Here is a 16,713-nt window from a genome sequence, read left to right as displayed (position 1 = left end):
TGACGGTTCGTCAAGAGAGCGCGCTGGGGCGCGGCGGCGCGATCACGCGCCGGGGCTGCGGAAGTCCACCTGCCGGCGGGCCGCCGTGTCGACGTCCTCGGGGCTGAGCAGCGGGATCGCGCTGGACTGGAGCGCCCCGCTGGCCCGGACCGTCAGGGAGACGGCGGCCATGGACACCTGGTCGGGGAGGTCGAGGATGCAGTACAGGTCCTCGTCGCCGAAGGCGAAGTACATCGACTCCAGCGTGCCGCCGAGCGGCCGGAGCACGTTCTCCACGGCGGCCCGGCGGCCGGTGCCGCCCTCGGCGAGCAGCCCCTTGGCTCCCTCGGCGGTGTAGCTCGCCCGGATCAGGTACTTCGGCATCCGGCTCTCCCGTCTGTGCCTGCGCCGCGGGATGCGGCCCATGTCGACCTTCGGGCACCGCGCGCCGCCCCGGCCAGCCGGGCGCCGCTGAACGGGCGGCCGCCCGCCTGGCCGCGGTGCCGGCTGCCGGGCTGCCGCGGTGCCGGGCTGCCGGAGCCGCGGTCAGGCGCCGGCGGCGGCGTCCCCGGAGCGGGCGAGGGCCCGTCGGGTGGGGAGTGTGAGAGCACCGGCCAGCGCGCAGGTGGTGAAGACGGCGCCGACCAGCAGGGCACGCCCGAAGCCGTCGGTCAGCGCCTGTGCGGCGCTCACCCCGCCCTCCGCGAGCCGGGTGGCGGTGGTGTGCGAGGCGACGGTGGCCAGGACGGCCAGCCCGACCGCGCCGCCGACCTGGCGGAAGGTGTTGGTCAGCCCGGAGGCCAGCCCGGCCTCCTCGCGCGGGACGCCGCTGGTCGCGGCCACCGTGGCGGGCATCATCGACAGGCCCATGCCCAGCGTGCAGAGCACGAACGGGCCGAGCACGTCAACCGGGTAGCTGCCGTCGGCGGCGAAGCGGGACAGCCACAGGAACCCGACGGTGCTGGTCAGGGTGCCGGCCACCAGCAGTGGCCGGGGGCCGGTCCGGGTGATGGTCCGGGTGGCGATCTGCGAGCCCGCGATGATCGCCACCGACCCGGCGACGAAGGCCAGGCCCGCCCGGACGGCGCTGTAGCCCAGCACCTGCTGGAAGTAGAGCGACAGCACGAACCACATGGCGAACATCGCCGCGCCGGCCAGCATGGTGACGATGTTGGCCGTCACCAGGGTGCGGCGGCGCAGGATCCGCAGCGGCACCAGCGGGTGCGCGACCTTCGACTCGATCAGCGTGAACGCGGCCAGCAGCAGGCCCGCGGCCGCCAGCGGACCCCAGACGGCGGGCGAGCCCCAGCCGTGCGACTCGGTGGAGATGATCCCGTAGACCAGGGCGGTCAGCCCGGCGGTGACGGTGACCGCACCCGGCAGGTCCATCCGCCGCAGCCCGCCCCGGCCGACCGCGCCCCGGGGCACGTACGCCAGCGCGGCCAGGAACAGTGCGACGCCCACCGGGACGTTGACGAACAGCACCCAGCGCCAGCCCGCGTACTCGGTCAGCAGCCCGCCCACCACCGCGCCGGCCGCGCCGCCGGCCGCCATCACCGCGCTCCAGGCGCCCATCGCGCGGGTCCGGGCCCGGGGCTCGGTGAAGGTGGTCATGATCAGGGTGAGGGTGGCCGGGGCCAGCACCGCACCGCCGACGCCCTGTGCCGCGCGGGCCGCGATCAGCGGGCCGGCGCCGTCGGCCAGGCCGCCGACCAGGGAGGCCAGGGTGAACACGCCGAGACCGGTCAGGAACGCCCGCCGGGGGCCGACCAGGTCGGCGATCCGGCCGCCGAGCAGCAGCAGCCCGGCGAAGCCGAGGGTGTAGGCGTTGACGATCCACTGCTGGCCGGCCGGGGTGAGGTGCAGGTCGGCGCGCATCGCGGGCAGGGCCACGTTCACGATCGAGACGTCCAGCACCACCATGAACTGCGCGGCGCAGGCGATCACCAGGACGGCGGTGGTGGACGGCGGGCGGCCGCCGGGCGGAGCGGCCGGGCGGCCGGTGCCTGCCGAGGGCCGGACGGTGGACGGGCTGGTGCCCACGGCGGGCTCCTTCGGGTGAGTGTTTTCTGGAGAGTCTATAAAAATGTAGCATCTCTAGTTTTTTGCCGCCGTGCACTATTCTGAGGGCATGACCACGACCCCCGCCGCCGACCCCGCCGTGCCCGTGGCCCGCCCCGGGCTCAAGGGGCGCAAACGCGAGCGGACCCGCCGGTCGATCGCCGACGCCGCGTTCCGGCTGTTCGCCGAGCGGGGGTTCGACGGCGTCACCCTGGCGCAGATCGCCGCCGAGGCCGAGGTCGCCCCGGCCACCGTCTTCACGCACTACGCGTCGAAGGAGGAGATCTTCTTCAGCCGGCGCAAGGAGTTCGCCGACGCCCTCCCGGGGGCCGTCGTCAACGCCCGGACGGGGGAGGAGCTGATCGAGGGGCTGCACGGCTACTACGCCGGCAACGCGCGCCTGGTGCTCGCCCCCGAGGCGGAGGACGCCTCCCGGACCTTCGCCCGGATCCTGCTCGCCAGCCCCGCCCTGCACCGCTTCCACACCGCGGTGGTCGACGAGCGCCGGAGCATGCTGCTGGCCCTGCTGCTCGACCGGGCCGGCCCGGTCGGCGCCGAGCCCGTGGTCCGCGCCGAGCTCGCACTGTTCACCGGGTTCGCCGACGCGGCCGGGGCCGCCGCGTTCGAGGCGATGCGGGCCCGCCTGGCGGCCGGCGCCCCGCTCGCCGAGATCGAGGCCGTGGTGCGCGACATCCTGGCCGCCGGCTTCGCCCGGCTCGCGCGCAGCTACGCGGACTGCGGCTTCCTCGACGCGCCGGGCCCGGCCGCCGCGTCCGGTGAGCCGGCCCGGCAGCGGCTCGCCGCCCAGTAGCCGGGCCCGGCAGCCGGGCTCAGTAGCCGGGCTCGGCAGCCGGGCTCAGCGGCCCCGTTCAGTAGCCCGTCGCGCCGTCGATCCGCTCCCGCAGCAGGTCGGCGTGGCCGTTGTGCCGCGCGTACTCGGCGATCATGTGCACCATGATCCGGCGCAGTGACACCGGGCCGCCGGTCGCCCGGTGCACCCCGGTCTCGTCCAGTGACGCCGCGGCCGCGACGATCTCGCGGGAGCGCCCGCACTCCGCCCGCCACAGCGCGAAGGCCTCGTCCGGATCGCCGTCCAGACGCTCGAAGTCCTGGTCCGGGTCCTCGTCGGAGTAGTAGAGCATCGGCACGTCCTCACCCGCGAACTGCTGCCGGAACCACCACCGCTCCACCCCGGTCAGGTGCCGCAGCAGCCCGTGCAGGCTCAGCGCCGACGGCGGCAGACCGCGCTCCGACAGCCGTTCGGCCTGCAGGCCCGCGCACTTGAGCGCGAAGGTCCGACGGTGGAAGTCCAGGAACGACGTCAGGATCTCGCGTTCGTCGCCCACCAGCGGCGGCGTCCGGCGGTCCTCGGCGTCGGCCCAGCCCTGGGCGTAGTGCTGCGGGGGAGTCTCGCTCATCGGGCCAGCCTGCCATCCGCCGCCGACAGCGCCCCGGATGCGCGCCCGGTGGGTCAGCCGGCCGTCCGGGCGGCTCCGCCGGGCGGCACCGGGCCGCGGCACCGGGTGTGGTCCCGGATGGCGTCCGCGTACTCGCTGATCACGTGTGAGAACGTGCCGACCCCGTACAGGCCGCACGTGACGCAGTAGCCGTGCCGCAGCTCCGGCTCGCAGCGCCCGGCCGCGGGTGCGCGCAGGTGGGGCGTGCAGGCGACGATCGCGAAGCCGAGCGGGGCGCCCGCCGGGGTCTCCAGGTAGGCGTGCCCGTCGGGGTGGAGGGGCGCGGCCGTACTGCCGCAGCGCCAACAGGCCCTGCCTCTGCGCTGTCCGTCGGTCAACTGGTCGGCGGTGGGCGGGCGGGCGGCCCGCGGTGCGGCGTCGGACATGGCCGTCCCCTGTGCTCTGCGCGTGGTCGATCCTTCGACGAAGGGGTGTCCCGGTCCATCGTCGTCGGCCGCCGCCGCCGTTTGAATGCCCTGCCCAGGACTCATTGCGGACTCTTCCAGGACTTCCCGCCGGGCCCTCGGTCGAAGGTGTCGCCCAACCGTCCTGTACGCGGCTACCGTTGACGGACTGTCGACCAACCCGGAGGGTCTCATGCCTCCTCGCTCCAGCGGCAACACCGCGCTGAAGTCGGCCCGCCAGGCCGCCGGACTCAGCTCGCAGCGCGCCTTCGTCGAAGCGCTCGCCGCTGCCGCCCAGCAGCTCGGCCTCGGCCGGATCACCGTCAGCACCCGCCAGATCGGCCGCTGGGAGTCCGACACCCCGCCCTGGCCCCGCGACGACTACCAGCGGCTGCTCACCCACGTCCTGCACCTGCCCGTCGAACGGCTCGGCTTCAGGGCCCCGTGGCAGGACGCCGCCCGGGCCGGCGCCGGCCCCGGCCCGCAGGTCCCCGGACCGGCCGCCGCCGTCCGTCCCGCCCTGCCCCGCCCCGCCCTCCCGCGCCCCGCCCGGTCGGGACCGGTCCAGCCGGACACCGTCGGCGCCACGTACGCGACCGTGACCGCGGCCCACCGCCGGCTGTACTGGAGCGTCGCGCCCGCCACCCTGCACCAGGCCGTCGCCGAACACGCCAACCTCGGGACGGCGCTGCTCGGCGAGACCACCGGCGTCGCCCGGCGGGTCCTCGCGGCGGCCCTGGCCGAGAGCCTGCTGCTGGCCGGCCGGATCCAGTTCTTCGACCTGCGCCAGCCCGACCAGGCCGACGGCACCTACGTCCGCGCGCTGCAGGCGGCCGGCGAGGCCGACGACGCGCTCCTCGGCGCCGCGATCCTCGCGCACACCGCCTTCCTGCCCGGCTGGACCGACCGCCGCGAGGAGGCGGTCGAACGGATGCAGGCCGCGCGGACGTACGCCCGCCGCGGGCCGGCCTCCGCCGGGCTGCTCGCCTGGCTCGACGCGGTCGAGGCCGAGTGCCTGACCCGGTGCGGCGACCAGCGCGGCGCGCTCGCCCTGCTGAACCGGGCCGAGGTCACCCTGGCCGCCGGCACCGGCCACACCAGCCCGGACTGGCTGGACTGGTTCTCGCCGGTCCGGCTGGCGGCGTTCAAGGGGAACACCGAGCTGAAGGCCGGCCACCTGCCGCAGGCCCGCGACACCCTGCGGCACGTCCTCGACCGGCTCCCCGGCACCGACGGCAAGCAGCGCGTCGTCGTGCTCGGCGACCTGGCCGCCGTCGAGGCCGCGGCCCGGCACCCCCAGGAGGCCTGCGAGTTGCTGGACCAGGCCCTCGACCAGCTCGCCGTGACCTGGTACGCCACCGGCATGGAACGGGTCCGCGAGGCCCGCCGGGCGTTGGTGCCCTGGCAGGACTCGCCGGCCGTCCGGCAGGTCGACGACCGGCTGTACAGCTGGTCGGCGACGCTCAGCGCGCTGCAGCGTTGAACTCGGCTATCCGGACGGGAAGTTCACCGAGGGAGTCGATCCGGAAGGTGGCCGCCGCGGCGGCCGGGTCGTGCTGCTGGATCCACCCCCAGGGCCCGCGCCGGACCAGTGCGGTGAGCATGCCCGCCGCGGCGGCCGGCCGGATGTCGTTGTCGAGCCGGTCGCCGACGTACAGGGTCTCGCCGACCTCGAACGGGGTGGCCTCGGCGACCCGTCGGAAGAACCCCGCCTCCGGCTTGCCCGCCCCCCAGTCGTCCGAGGTGCCGATCAGGTCGACGTCGTCCTCGAACAGCCCGCGCAGGATCCGCCCGGCCCGCACGGTCTGGTTCCCCGCGATGCCGAGCCACAGCCCGGCCGCCCGCAGCCCGGCCAGCGCCGGCCGCACGTCCGGATACAGATCGCCCTCACCGAACCACTCCGGCTGCCCGGCCGCCGCCCGGGCCGCCCGCTGCTCGTCCAGGTCGAAGCCCGGCCGGAACACCTGGAACGTCTCCCGGTAGTCCCGGCCCTGCGCGACGACGGCCCCGAACTGAGCGACGAACGTGTGCCGCGGCACCCCGAGCCAGTCCGCCCAGGTCCCGTACTCGCGGGTCTCGTCCACCAGGCATTCACCGACGTCGAACACCACCGCACGAATCATGTCCGTAGCCTAACGACGCCTCGGCCGGAGGGGCCGTCAGTGGCCGACGGCCGGGACGCAGCCGCCGTCGGCGATGGGGCCGGTGGTCTCGGCGGTGACCTCGCCGTTCCGGACGGTGCCCTGCACACAGCCGCTGCCCGCCTCCACCACGACCCGGGCGTAGCTGCCGTCGCTCCACAGCTCGACGTGCACGGCGGCCGGCCGGGCACCGGTGGCCTCGGCGGTGGCGCGCCGCAGGCCGTCCTCGGTCAGCGGGGCGCCCGCGAGCCTCCTCAGGGCCGCCTCCAGGGCCTGGACGCGCGGCTGGTTGTCGGCCCGGGCGGACTCGGAGAGCGGCATCTCCTGCCGGTACGCGTGGTTGTCGGCGTACCGCTGCGCCTCGCTGTAGGAGATGCACGGGGACGGCGCGGGGCCGGCCTCCGGGGGCGGGCAGAAGGCGACGGGTGCGGGGCTGTCGGTGGGGTGCGGGCGCTGGCTGTTCCCGGTGCGGGTGCCGGCCCGCTGGTCGGTGACGGTGCTGCCGCAGCCGGTGGCCAGGACCAGCAGCAGGGCGGCCGCGACGGCCCGGCGTGTTCCCCCGAAGATCTTCATCGGACCATCCTGTGTGAGCGAACGGCCCCTGCGGGCGCGGTGGCGCCGACCGTGACCGGACCGTTGCGTCAACCCCCGTGCGGCCCGGCCTTCCGCGGGCCGCGCGGCGCGCGGACAATGGGCGCTCCACGTCACCCAAGCAGGAGGTCAGGTGTTCCGCCGCTGGTGGTTCGTCAGGCTGTTGCGCGACCCCGAGCCCGAACGGCGGGCGCCCGGTGGCCGGCTGTCGAAGGATCAGAAAGAGCAGCAGGAGCTCGTCCTGCGGGAGTGGGAGGTCCTGCGCGAGCGGCTGGCCGGTTTCGCGAGCGAGCGGGTGGCGGCGGCGGGTGATGTGTTCCGGGCCGCCGAACTGCGCCTGCCGCCCGAGGAGGAGGCCGCCCGGCGGGACTACCTGTGGGCCCTGGAGGCGTACGAGGCGGCGGGCAAGCTCCTCGACGAGGCCGTGGACCTGCCGGACCTGACGGCGGTGGTCGTCCTCGCCGAGCGGGCGGTGGAACGGCTCGCCGCGGCGCACGCCGTCCACGCGGGGCGCAGGCCGGGGCCGCCCGTCGTGCGCTGCTTCTACAACCCGTTGCACCCGCCGGTGCCGCCCGCGCCGGCCGCGACCGCGAAGAGCTCGCACCGGGAGCGGCAGCGCCGCCGGCTCGGCGCCCGCGAGGCGGCCGCCGACCGCCGCCCCGCCTGCCCGGCCTGCCGCCGGGCCATCCTGGCCGGGCAGAGCCCGGACGTGCTGCCCGCGCTGCTCCCGGCCGGCGCCGCCGGGCGCCGCGCGCCCCGGCTACTGGTGCCGTACTACGCGGTGCCGCAGCAGTGGTCGCCGTGGTCGGCCACCGGCTGCGGAGCCTACGACGACCGGGCGCCCGCCCTGGTGCTCCGCGGGGAACACCGGAGGCGGCGCGGCTGAGGGTGAAGGGGGTCGGGGCCGGGAATTCGGCGGACGGCTTCGCGGGCCGATGAATTGACGGGCCGTCGGATTCCGGGCGGCGTGCGGCGGGAATGCCCGGGTGTCTTCGCGGCGTCCTCGCGGCGTCTTCGTGCGGTGCCGGAACCGGGGGCCGACGGCGGGCGGAGCGGCCGGTCGGAGCGGTCGGGTCGGGGGTGTGGCCGGGGCCGGCCGTTCGGGGCGAATGTCACGCGGTGCGTTCGCCCCGAACGGGCGAATGTCACGCGGTGCGTTCGGACGGGGTGAATCTGCGGCTCGGTCAGATTTCCGGACTTGTACATCTACGAATATTTGTTCGATCCTTAATGCGTGCACATGTTCGATTCGACCTCGCCGAGCCCGTCCGGGTTCGAAAACCTCCCGGGCGGCGGAGATCTGCTGCCCGCCCTGCCGGCCCTGGCCCCGCTGCTGCCCGGCGGCGGGCTGCGGCGCGGTGCGGCGGTCTCGGTGGAGGGCGACACCGGCCTGCTGCTGGCCCTGGCCGCCGGCGCGGCCTCGGACGGCGCCTGGGCGGCCACGGTCGGACTGCCCGACCTGGGGCTGGCCGCCGCCGCGGGGTACGGCCTCGACCTGGGCCGCCTGCTGCTGGTCGACGACCCCGGCCCGCAGTGGCCGGAGGTGGTCTCCGCCCTGGCCGGCGCGGTCGGCCTGATCCTGCTGCGCCCCACCGGCCCGGTCGCCCCGCAGCTGGCCGCCCGCCTCACCGCCGTCCTGCGCCGCGGCGGCTGCGCCCTGCTGGTGGCGGGCGCCTGGCCCGGCGCCGGGCTGCGGCTGAGCGTGCGCTCGGGCCGCTGGTTCGGCCTGGGGGAGGGGTACGGGCAGCTGCGCGGCCGCCAGGTCGAGGTGGCCGCCCAGGGGCGCGGCGCGGCGAACCGGACCCGGACGGCCAGGCTCTGGCTGCCGGACGAGCACGGCGCGGCGCGCCCGGTCGAGGCGGCCGAGCTGCCCGTGACCCCGGTGACCCCGGTGATCTCCGACGCGTCCGGGGCGGGCCGCGTCCGGACCGGACTGGCGGCGGTGTGACATGACCGCAGCGCAGCGGCCCGGAGCACCGCGGGTGCTGGTGGTGTGGTGCCCGGACTGGCCGGTGGTCGCCACCCACCCGGCGACCCCCGGACCCGGCGACACCCCGGCCGACCCGGTGGCGGTCGTCGAGACCGGCCGGGTGCTGGCCTGCTCCGACGCGGCCCGTGCCGCCGGCGTGCGGCGTGGCCAGCGGCTCAAGCTCGCCCAGCGGCTCTGCCCGCAGCTGCGGTTGCGGGACCGCGACGCGCAGGCCGAGGCCCGTCGCTTCGAACCGGTGATCGCCGCCGTGGCGGCCTTCACGCCCCGGGTGGAGGTGCTGCGCCCCGGCATGTGCGCGATCCCGGTGAAGGGCCCGAGCCGCTACTTCGGCGGCGAGGAGTCACTGGCCGCCCAGGTGCACGCGGCGGTGGCCGCCACCCTCGCCCGCGGCTGGGAGGAGCCCGCCCGCGGACCGGAACCACCGCCCGCCGCCGGAACACCCGAGGACCGGCCGCTCCACGCCGAGCCGCTCCACGCCGAGCCGCTCCACGCCGAGCCGCTCCACGCCGAGCCGCTCCACGCCGAGCCGCTCCACGCCGAGCCGCTCCACGCCGAGCCGCTCCACGCCGAGCCGCTCCACGCCGAGCCGCCCCACGACCCGCCACGCAGCCACGTCGGGGTGGCCGACGGCCTGTTCGCCGCCGTGCTCGCCGCCCGGGTCGGGGTGCTCGTCCCGGACGGCCGTACGGCGGAGTTCCTGGCCCCCTACCCGGTGGCGGCGCTCGGCGACGCGGTGCTGGCCGAGCTGCTCACCCGGCTCGGGATCGAGACCGTCGGCGCCTTCGCCGCGCTGGCCGGCGCCGCCGTGGCCGACCGCTTCGGCCCGACCGGAACGGCCGCCCACCGGCTGGCCAGGGGCCTGGAGGCCCGCCCGGTGGCGTCCCGGCCCGAGGGCCTGGACCTCACCGCCGAGCAGCTGTTCGACCCGCCGGAGCGGCTGGCCGAGCCGCTGGTCTTCGTCGCCCGCACCCTCGCCGAGCAGCTGCACACCCGGCTCGGCGCGGCCGGCCTCGCCTGTCGGCGGGTCTCGGTCGAGGTGACCTGCGCCGACGGCGGTACGGCGGCCCGGCTCTGGCGGCACGAGGGCAGGCTGTCCGCCGCCGCCCTCGCCGAGCGGGTCCGCTGGCAGCTGCAGGCCTGGCAGTCCGCAGGGACCTTCGGGGACGACGGCACCCCGACGGCCGGCTTCACCGCGCTGCGGCTGGTCCCCGACGAACTGGTGCCCGACCGCGGCCGGCAGCTGGCCCTGTGGGGCCGGGCCGTCGCCGAGGACCGGGTCGAGCGGGCCGTCGCCCGGGTGCAGTCGCTGCTCGGGTACGCGGGGCTGCGCCGGGTCGACCCGGCGGGCGGCCGCGGGCCGGCCGAACAGGTCGCCAGGACCCCCTGGGGCGAAGCACCGCCCGCCCGGAGCCCCGCCCCCTGGCCCGGCCGGCTCACGGATCCCTCGCCGACCGTGGTGCCGCGGGCCCCCGTCCCGATCGGGGTCCTGGACGAGGCCGGGGCCCCCGTCACGGTCAGCGGCCGGGCCGAGGTCTCCGCCCCGCCCGCCCGGCTCGACCTGGCGGGCCGCCCGCTCCCGGTCACCGCCTGGACCGGCCCCTGGCCGGCCGTCGAGTACTGGTGGGACCAGGCCAGGGCCCGCCGCCGGGCCCGCTTCCAGGTCGCGGTCGCGGACGGCCGGGCCCTGCTGCTCACCGTCGAGGACGGCCACTGGTACGTGGAGGGCGCCTACGACTGACACCTGAACGGCTGCCGGGGGGCGGGCCCGTCCGGACGGGCCCGAGCGGAACCGAACCACCCCGAGACGACGGAGCACCACCCGCCATGGGCTTCACCAGCCACCCCTCGCTCCCCTGGAGCGAACTGCAGCGCCGGATGACCGGCCCGGCAGGCGGCAAGGTGCTGCCCCTGCGCAGACCCGGCCCGCCGAGCCACCCGGAGCCCCGCCTCCCGGAGCCGCCCCACGGCGCCGTCCCGTGGGCCGAGCTGCACACCCACTCCGCCTTCAGCTTCCTGGACGGCGCCAGCGACCCGGAGACGCTGGCCGAGGAGGCCGCCCGGCTCGGCATCGAGACCCTCGGCCTGACCGACCACGACGGCCTCTACGGGGTGGTCCGGCTGGCCGCCGCCGCCAAGGAGACCGGCCTCGCCACCGTCTTCGGCGCGGAGCTCACGCTCGGCCCCGACGAACACCTGCTGGTGCTCGCCCGCGACCCGGCCGGCTACCGCAGGCTGTCCGCCGCGATCAGCACCGCCCAGCTCAGGGGCGGCGCCAAGAACCACCCGGTGTACGAGTTCGCCGAACTCGCCGCGGCCCACGACGGCCACTGGGCCGTCCTCACCGGCTGCCGCAAAGGGCGGGTCAGGACCGCCCTGGCCGAACGCGGGGACGAGGCCGCGGCGGCCGAACTCCACAAGCTGCGGGAGGCGTTCGGCCGGGGCAACGTCTTCGTCGAACTGACCGACCAGCGGCTGCCCGGCGACGACCCCCGCAACGACCGCCTCGCCGCCCTCGCCGCCCGGACCGGACTGCCGCTGGTCGCCTCCAACAACGTCCACCACGCCGGCCCCGCCCAGGCCCGGCTCGCCCAGAGCCTGGCCGCCCTGCACGACCGCCGCACCCTGCAGGACGCGGCCGGCTGGACCTTCGCCGCCGGCACCGCCCACCTGCGCTCCGGCCGCGAGATGGCGGCCCGGCTGGCCCGCTTCCCGGGCGTCCGGGAGGCCACCGTCGAGCTCGGCCGGGCCTGCGCTTTCGACTTCGGCGGCCTCGCCCCCGAACTCCCCGGCTTCCCCGTCCCCGACGGACGTACCGAGGCCGGCCACCTGCGCGCCCTGGTGGTCGAGACCGGCCCCGCCCGCTTCGGCGCCGACAACCGGCCCGCCCTCGACCAGCTCGCCCGCGAACTCGACGTCATCGAACAGCTCGACCTGGCCGGGTACTTCCTCATCGTCCACGACATCGTCGAGTTCTGCCGGGAGCAGGACATCTGGTGCCAGGGCCGCGGCTCGGCCGCCAACTCCGCAGTCTGCTACGCCCTCGGGATCACCTCGGTCGACCCGGTCCACTACGGTCTGCTGTTCGAGCGCTTCCTCAGCATGGAGCGCGACGGGCCGCCCGACATCGACCTGGACATCGAGAACCGCCGCCGCGAGGAGGTCATCCAGTACGTCTACCGCCGCTACGGGCGCGAACACGCCGCCCAGGTCGCCAATGTGATCACCTACCGGCCCCGGCTGGCCCTGCGCGACGCCGCCCGGGTGCTCGGCTACCCGATGGGCCAGGTCGAGGCCTTCACCCGGCAGGTCGACTTCCACTCCACCCCCGGGCCGGACGCCGTCATCCCCGCCGACGTCCTCGACCTGGGACTCCAACTGCACGGCCTGCCCAGGCACCTGGGCATCCACTCCGGCGGGATGGTGCTCACCCGGGACCCGATCGGCGAGGTCTGCCCGGTCGAGTGGGCCCGGATGCCCGGCCGCTCCGTCCTCCAGTGGGACAAGGAGTCCACCGCCGGCGCCGGACTGGTCAAGATCGACCTGCTCGGCCTCGGCATGCTCTCCGCCCTGCACGACGCCTGCGACCTGATCGCCGAACACCACGGCGACCGGTACGACCTGGCCGGCATCCCCGACGACGACCCGCAGGTCTACGAGATGCTCTGCCGCGCCGACACCGTCGGCCTCTTCCAGGTCGAGTCCCGGGCCCAGATGGCCACCCTGCCCCGGCTGCGGCCGCGGAGGTTCTACGACCTGGTGGTGGAGGTCGCCCTGATCCGCCCCGGCCCGATCCAGGGCGGCTCGGTCCACCCCTACCTGCGCCGCCGGGACGGGGTCGAGGCCCCCGACTGCCCGCACCCGCTGATGGAGAAGTCCCTCGGCAAGACCCTCGGGGTGCCGCTGTTCCAGGAGCAGATGATGCAACTCGCCATCGACTGCGCCGGATTCAGCCCCGCCGAGGCCGACCGGCTGCGCCAGGCGATGGGTGCCAAGCGCTCCCACCAGCGGGTCGCCGAGCTGCGCACCCGGCTGCTGGAGGGGATGGCGGAGCGCGGCATCCCGGCGGAGGTCGCCGAGGACGTCTACACCAAGATCGAGGCCTTCTCCAACTACGGCTTCCCGGAGAGCCACGCGATCAGCTTCGCCTACCTGGTGTACATCAGCGCCTGGCTCAAGTACCACTACCCGGCGGCCTTCACCTGTGCCCTGCTGGCCAACCAGCCGATGGGCTTCTACTCCCCGCTCAGCCTGATCGCCGACGTCCGCCGGCACGGGGTGCGGGTGCGCGGGGTCGACGCCAACGCCAGCGCCGCCGGGCCGACGCTGGAGCCCGAGCCGGAGCCGTCGGCCCCGCCGCCGCTCACCGCGGGCAAGCCGCAGCCGGCCATCCGGCTGGGCCTGGCCACCGTCCGGGGGCTCGGCCTGCCGCAGGCCGAGGCGGTCGCCGCCGGGCAGCCGTACGCGGACCTGGAGGACTTCGCCCGCCGCAGCGCGCTGCCCGCGCCGCTGCTGGAGGCGCTGGCCACCGCCGGGGCCTTCGGCTGCTTCGGCCTGAGCCGGCGCCAGGCGCTGTGGATGGCCGGCGTGTACGCCACCACGGGCCCGGACACCATCCCCGGTACGACCCCGGGCACCACCGCGCCCCCGCTGCCCCGGATGAGCCCGGTCGAGGAGACCATCGCCGACCTGTGGGCCACCGGCTCCTCCGCGACCAGCCACCCGATGCAGCACCTGCGCGACGTCCTGCGCCGGGCGGGCGCGCTCACCGCCGCCGAACTGCACGCCACCCCGCCGCACACCCAGGTGATGGTCGGCGGTCTGGTGACCCACCGCCAGCGGCCGCCGACGGCGGGCGGGGTGCTCTTCCTCAGCCTGGAGGACGAGACCGGCCTGATCAACGTGATCTGCAGCCGCCCGGTCTGGGAGTCGCAGCGCCGTACCGCCCTCGACCGGGCCGGCCTGCTGGTGCACGGCCAGGTCGAACGCGACCACGGCGCCACCAACCTGGTCGCCACCCGCCTGGTCCCGCTGCGGATCGGGGTCTGACGGACCGTCCGGTGCCTGCCGGCGCTCAGCCGTGCCTCGGTACGGTCACGACGGTCACCGCGCCGTCGCCGGCCGGGCCGCCACCGGCGACGAGGCGAGCCGGTCAAGAGCGTGGAGGCCTGTACAACAGGCTCGGCGTCGCCGTCGACATCCAGGCGCCGCCGCCCGCCGACGTGGCCACCGGGGACGCCGTGATCAAGGCGCTGCGCACCGGCTGACCCTCCCGCGGGGGCCGGGCCGGCCTTCCGGCGGGGCCCGGCCCCAACCGGCAATTCTGTCCGAACAGTTGACCGCGTTGAAGTGGCCATGGCATTTTCGTGCGGCCTGGCGTTCGCAACCGGTCGTGCGCCCGGCGATCCCCCACAAGGAGACCCATGTTCAAGGGACTTGCCGCCGGGCTCGGCGCGGCCGCGGTCGTCGCGGGCACGCTGATCCCCACGGCCACCGCGGCGCACGCCGTCCAGGCCGGCGATCTGACGTCGACCATCGCGTTGAGCAACTGTTCGGCGTCGCTCGTGCGTTACCCCTCCTCGGTCGACACCGACCGGGCCATGATGCTCACCAACGGGCACTGCCTGCCGAGCATGCCGACCGCGGGGCAGGTGATCCAGAACGTCAGCGCCAGCCGCAGCGGCACCCTGCTCAACGGCTCCGGCACCTCGCTGGGCACCGTCCAGGCCGACAAGGTGCTCTACGCGACCATGACGGGCACCGACGTCGCGCTCTACCAGCTGACCGACACCTTCGCGTCCGTCACCACCAAGTTCGGCGCCACGGCGCTGACGATCAGTGACACGCACCCGGTCAACGGGTCCTCGATGTTCATACCCTCGTCGTACTGGAAGCAGGTGTGGAACTGCTCCGTCAACGGGTTCGTCGACACCCTGCGCGAGGACCAGTGGACCTGGCGCGACTCGATCCGCTACAGCGCGGGCTGCAACACCACCCACGGCACCTCCGGCTCGCCGATCGTGGACGCCACCAGCAAGAAGATCGTCGGTATCAACAACACCGGTAACGACGACGGCGAGATGTGCACGCTCAACAACCCGTGCGAGGTGGCGGCCGACGGCACCACCACGGTGACCAAGGGTCAGAGCTACGGTGAGGAGACCTACTGGTTCACCACCTGCCTCGGGGCCGGCCGCGCCATCGACCTCAGCGTCAGCGGCTGCCTCCTGACCAAGCCGGCCGGCAGCACCACCGTCACCGTGGCCAACCCGGGCAACCAGACCACCGCCCTCAACGGCACGGTGAACCTGCAGATCTCGGCCTCCGGCGGCACCGGCGCGCTGACCTACACGGCCACCGGCCTGCCGGCCGGCCTGTCGATCAACGCCTCCACCGGCAAGATCACCGGCACCGTGACCACCGCGGGCACCTCCAACGTGACGGTCACCGCCAAGGACACCGCCAACAAGACCGGCACCACCAGCTTCACCTGGACGGTCAACACCACCGGCGGCACCTGCACCCCGGCGCAGCTGCTCGGCAACGCGGGCTTCGAGACCGGCACCGCCGCGCCGTGGACCACCAGCAGCGGCGTGGTCGACAACAGCGCCTCGCAGGCCTCGCACACCGGCTCCTGGAAGGCCTGGCTGAACGGCTACGGCTCCGCCCACACGGACTCCGCCGCGCAGACGGTGACCATCCCGGCGGGCTGCAAGGCCACCCTCGGCTACTGGCTGCACGTCGACACGGCGGAGACCACCACCTCCACCGCGTACGACAAGCTGACCGTCACGGTCAACGGCACCACGGTCGCCTCGTACTCGAACCTCAACAAGGCCACCGGGTACGTCCAGAAGACGGTCGACCTGTCCTCCTACGCGGGCCAGTCGGTGACCGTGAAGTTCAACGGCGTCGAGGACTCCTCGCTGCAGACGAGCTTCGTGATCGACGACACCGCGATCAACACCAGCAACTGACCCCACGTCCGTGACGGGCCCGGCGGCTCCGGCCGCCGGGCCCGTCCGCGTCCGCCGGGCGGCGTATCGTTTCGCCCGGTAGGGCCGAGCGGCCCCGCCCTGATCGACGGGGGTACGGTGCGCAGACTTCGACGACTGCGGTTCGACGGACACGAGTTCCGGTGGACGGGGCGGATCGGCTACGAGGGCACCCCGTACGTACGGCGCTGTGTGTACCTGCGGATCCGGGGCGGCGGCAAGCAGGGCAGCCTGCTGGCCGTCACGCTGGTGTCCGGGCCGTCCGGAAGCTCCGGGGGCTGGTTCGTCGACAGCTCGTACCCGACCCCGCGGGAGATCAGGGCGGTCGTCGAACAGGCCCTCGGCGAGGGCTGGCAGCCGCTGGTCAAGGGCGGCGGCTTCACCCTGCGAGCCCTCGACCTGCCCGGCTGGCAACTGCCGGGGCGGGCCGAGGTCACCTGAGCGTGTGCGCGGCCTGCGCGACGCTGCGCAGCATGCTGTCGACGGCCGGGGCGACGCCGGAGGAGGCGAGCAGGAAGCCGAAGACCGTGGCGATCAGGGCGGTGGACACGGTGGACCGGCGGGCGCGGAGCAGGAAGACGAGCAGGACACCGAAGAAAACGACGGCGGAGATCGAGACGATCATGGGCGGTCCTTCCGGGGTACGGTCGGTCACTCCCCGGGTTTCTCACCACCGGACGCCGTGTCACACGCCGGTGCACCGCCGACCACTCAGGTGGACCAGCCCCGGCGGCCGCACGCCCGGCGTGCGGCCGGGAGCGTGCGGCGCGCGGACACCGGAACACGCCGAGCGGGCGTGAGGGCGGGGGAGCGGGGCGGACGGGCCGGGCGGGAGCGCGCGGTGCTCCGCCGTCCGCCTCGGCCCGCCGGCGCACCCGGTGAGCCGGGTCAGCGGGGCCGGTTACGGTACTCCGGCACCGGCAGCCCGCCCACTCCCCAGTTCACGGGCTCGACCTCGTCGATGACCACGAAGGTGGTGGCCCGGTCCTTGTCGAGTACCTCCACCAGCAGATCGGTCACCCCCTTGATGATCGCGGCCTGCTGCGCGGGCGTGGCGCCCTCGCGGGTGATCCGGACATTCACGTACGGCATGGGGGC

The 16,713-nt window shown here is 75.2% G+C and carries 16 protein-coding genes and 2 pseudogenes; 10 read left to right on the top strand and 8 right to left on the bottom strand.

From position 1 onward, the window contains the following. Positions 1-42: 42 nt before the first annotated feature. Positions 43-363, bottom strand: coding sequence for a GYD domain-containing protein (locus OG871_RS09870; protein ID WP_371496009.1), 321 nt, complete (start codon positions 361-363; stop codon positions 43-45). Positions 364-525: 162 nt separating this feature from the next. Then, a complete protein-coding gene (locus OG871_RS09865) occupies positions 526-2,022 on the bottom strand; it encodes an MFS transporter (RefSeq protein WP_371496007.1) in 1,497 nt (498 codons plus the stop codon). A gap of 88 nt (positions 2,023-2,110) precedes the next feature. Here OG871_RS09865 and OG871_RS09860 point away from each other — a divergent pair, with 88 nt between their 5' ends. After that, positions 2,111-2,851 carry a TetR/AcrR family transcriptional regulator gene (locus tag OG871_RS09860; RefSeq protein ID WP_371496006.1) on the top strand — a complete coding sequence of 247 codons (741 nt, stop codon included), beginning with the start codon at positions 2,111-2,113 and terminating at the stop codon, positions 2,849-2,851. Between the two features lie 58 nt (positions 2,852-2,909). Here OG871_RS09860 and OG871_RS09855 read toward each other — a convergent pair whose 3' ends face one another. Both OG871_RS09855 and OG871_RS09850 read right to left on the bottom strand, forming a co-directional pair. Further along, positions 2,910-3,458 (bottom strand): DinB family protein, encoded by a 549-nt coding sequence (locus OG871_RS09855; RefSeq protein WP_371496004.1) that lies wholly within the window; start codon positions 3,456-3,458, stop codon positions 2,910-2,912. Between the two features lie 53 nt (positions 3,459-3,511). After that, the gene (locus tag OG871_RS09850) at positions 3,512-3,883 is read right to left on the bottom strand and encodes a hypothetical protein (RefSeq protein ID WP_371496002.1); all 372 of its coding nucleotides are present in this window, start codon (positions 3,881-3,883) and stop codon (positions 3,512-3,514) included. Positions 3,884-4,094: 211 nt separating this feature from the next. Here OG871_RS09850 and OG871_RS09845 point away from each other — a divergent pair, with 211 nt between their 5' ends. Next, on the top strand, positions 4,095-5,384 hold the full coding sequence (locus tag OG871_RS09845; RefSeq protein ID WP_371496000.1) for a transcriptional regulator: 1,290 nt from the start codon (positions 4,095-4,097) through the stop codon (positions 5,382-5,384). Here the strand turns inward: OG871_RS09845 and OG871_RS09840 are convergent. After that, positions 5,365-6,024, bottom strand: a complete 660-nt coding sequence (locus OG871_RS09840) for an HAD family hydrolase (protein WP_371495999.1) — start codon at positions 6,022-6,024, stop codon at positions 5,365-5,367. The genes OG871_RS09845 and OG871_RS09840 overlap by 20 nt on opposite strands. Before the next feature lie 36 nt (positions 6,025-6,060). Further along, positions 6,061-6,615 carry a precorrin-3B C(17)-methyltransferase gene (locus tag OG871_RS09835; protein ID WP_371495997.1) on the bottom strand — a complete coding sequence of 185 codons (555 nt, stop codon included), beginning with the start codon at positions 6,613-6,615 and terminating at the stop codon, positions 6,061-6,063. 151 nt (positions 6,616-6,766) lie between these two features. On the opposite strand from OG871_RS09835, the gene OG871_RS09830 reads away from it, so the two are divergent. The 8 genes and pseudogenes from OG871_RS09830 (at position 6,767) to OG871_RS09795 (ending at position 16,056) form a co-directional block, all read left to right on the top strand. Continuing rightward, a complete protein-coding gene (locus tag OG871_RS09830; RefSeq protein ID WP_371495996.1) occupies positions 6,767-7,519 on the top strand; it encodes a hypothetical protein in 753 nt (250 codons plus the stop codon). 348 nt (positions 7,520-7,867) lie between these two features. Beyond that, positions 7,868-8,581 (top strand): hypothetical protein, encoded by a 714-nt coding sequence (locus OG871_RS09825; RefSeq protein ID WP_371495994.1) that lies wholly within the window; start codon positions 7,868-7,870, stop codon positions 8,579-8,581. 1 nt (position 8,582) lies between these two features. Then, entirely contained in the window at positions 8,583-10,361 is a 1,779-nt protein-coding gene (locus OG871_RS09820; protein WP_371495993.1) for a hypothetical protein, read from the top strand. Between the two features lie 86 nt (positions 10,362-10,447). Then, positions 10,448-13,669: an error-prone DNA polymerase gene (locus OG871_RS09815; protein ID WP_371495991.1), complete on the top strand. Its 3,222-nt coding sequence runs from the start codon at positions 10,448-10,450 to the stop codon at positions 13,667-13,669. Positions 13,670-13,680: 11 nt separating this feature from the next. After that, positions 13,681-13,887, top strand: a complete 207-nt coding sequence (locus tag OG871_RS09810; RefSeq protein ID WP_371495989.1) for a hypothetical protein — start codon at positions 13,681-13,683, stop codon at positions 13,885-13,887. 156 nt (positions 13,888-14,043) lie between these two features. Then, positions 14,044-14,661, top strand: a pseudogene (locus OG871_RS09805) (serine protease); the annotation flags it as partial. Positions 14,662-14,850: 189 nt separating this feature from the next. Next, positions 14,851-15,597, top strand: a pseudogene (locus tag OG871_RS09800) (putative Ig domain-containing protein); the annotation flags it as partial. Between the two features lie 117 nt (positions 15,598-15,714). Then, the gene (locus OG871_RS09795; RefSeq protein ID WP_371495988.1) at positions 15,715-16,056 is read left to right on the top strand and encodes a hypothetical protein; all 342 of its coding nucleotides are present in this window, start codon (positions 15,715-15,717) and stop codon (positions 16,054-16,056) included. Here OG871_RS09795 and OG871_RS09790 read toward each other — a convergent pair. Both OG871_RS09790 and OG871_RS09785 read right to left on the bottom strand, forming a co-directional pair. After that, the gene (locus OG871_RS09790; protein ID WP_371495986.1) at positions 16,049-16,240 is read right to left on the bottom strand and encodes a hypothetical protein; all 192 of its coding nucleotides are present in this window, start codon (positions 16,238-16,240) and stop codon (positions 16,049-16,051) included. The genes OG871_RS09795 and OG871_RS09790 overlap by 8 nt on opposite strands. Before the next feature lie 263 nt (positions 16,241-16,503). Continuing rightward, positions 16,504-16,707 carry a 4-oxalocrotonate tautomerase family protein gene (locus OG871_RS09785; protein WP_371495984.1) on the bottom strand — a complete coding sequence of 68 codons (204 nt, stop codon included), beginning with the start codon at positions 16,705-16,707 and terminating at the stop codon, positions 16,504-16,506. Between the last annotated feature and the right edge of the window lie 6 nt (positions 16,708-16,713).

The sequence above is a fragment of the Kitasatospora sp. NBC_00374 genome (assembly GCF_041434935.1).
Lineage (GTDB): Bacteria > Actinomycetota > Actinomycetes > Streptomycetales > Streptomycetaceae > Kitasatospora.
This window is presented reverse-complemented; position numbering and strand designations above follow the sequence as displayed.

What these genes read in the sequence shown, in the direction of transcription:
- OG871_RS09870 (WP_371496009.1), bottom strand. Translation starts at nt 363, where the DNA reads ATGCCGAAGTACCTGATCCGGGCGAGCTACACCGCCGAGGGAGCCAAG.
- OG871_RS09860 (WP_371496006.1), top strand. Translation starts at nt 2,111, where the DNA reads ATGACCACGACCCCCGCCGCCGACCCCGCCGTGCCCGTGGCCCGCCCC.
- OG871_RS09855 (WP_371496004.1), bottom strand. Translation starts at nt 3,458, where the DNA reads ATGAGCGAGACTCCCCCGCAGCACTACGCCCAGGGCTGGGCCGACGCC.
- OG871_RS09850 (WP_371496002.1), bottom strand. Translation starts at nt 3,883, where the DNA reads ATGTCCGACGCCGCACCGCGGGCCGCCCGCCCGCCCACCGCCGACCAG.
- OG871_RS09845 (WP_371496000.1), top strand. Translation starts at nt 4,095, where the DNA reads ATGCCTCCTCGCTCCAGCGGCAACACCGCGCTGAAGTCGGCCCGCCAG.
- OG871_RS09840 (WP_371495999.1), bottom strand. Translation starts at nt 6,024, where the DNA reads ATGATTCGTGCGGTGGTGTTCGACGTCGGTGAATGCCTGGTGGACGAG.
- OG871_RS09835 (WP_371495997.1), bottom strand. Translation starts at nt 6,615, where the DNA reads ATGAAGATCTTCGGGGGAACACGCCGGGCCGTCGCGGCCGCCCTGCTG.
- OG871_RS09820 (WP_371495993.1), top strand. Translation starts at nt 8,583, where the DNA reads ATGACCGCAGCGCAGCGGCCCGGAGCACCGCGGGTGCTGGTGGTGTGG.
- OG871_RS09815 (WP_371495991.1), top strand. Translation starts at nt 10,448, where the DNA reads ATGGGCTTCACCAGCCACCCCTCGCTCCCCTGGAGCGAACTGCAGCGC.
- OG871_RS09790 (WP_371495986.1), bottom strand. Translation starts at nt 16,240, where the DNA reads ATGATCGTCTCGATCTCCGCCGTCGTTTTCTTCGGTGTCCTGCTCGTC.
- OG871_RS09785 (WP_371495984.1), bottom strand. Translation starts at nt 16,707, where the DNA reads ATGCCGTACGTGAATGTCCGGATCACCCGCGAGGGCGCCACGCCCGCG.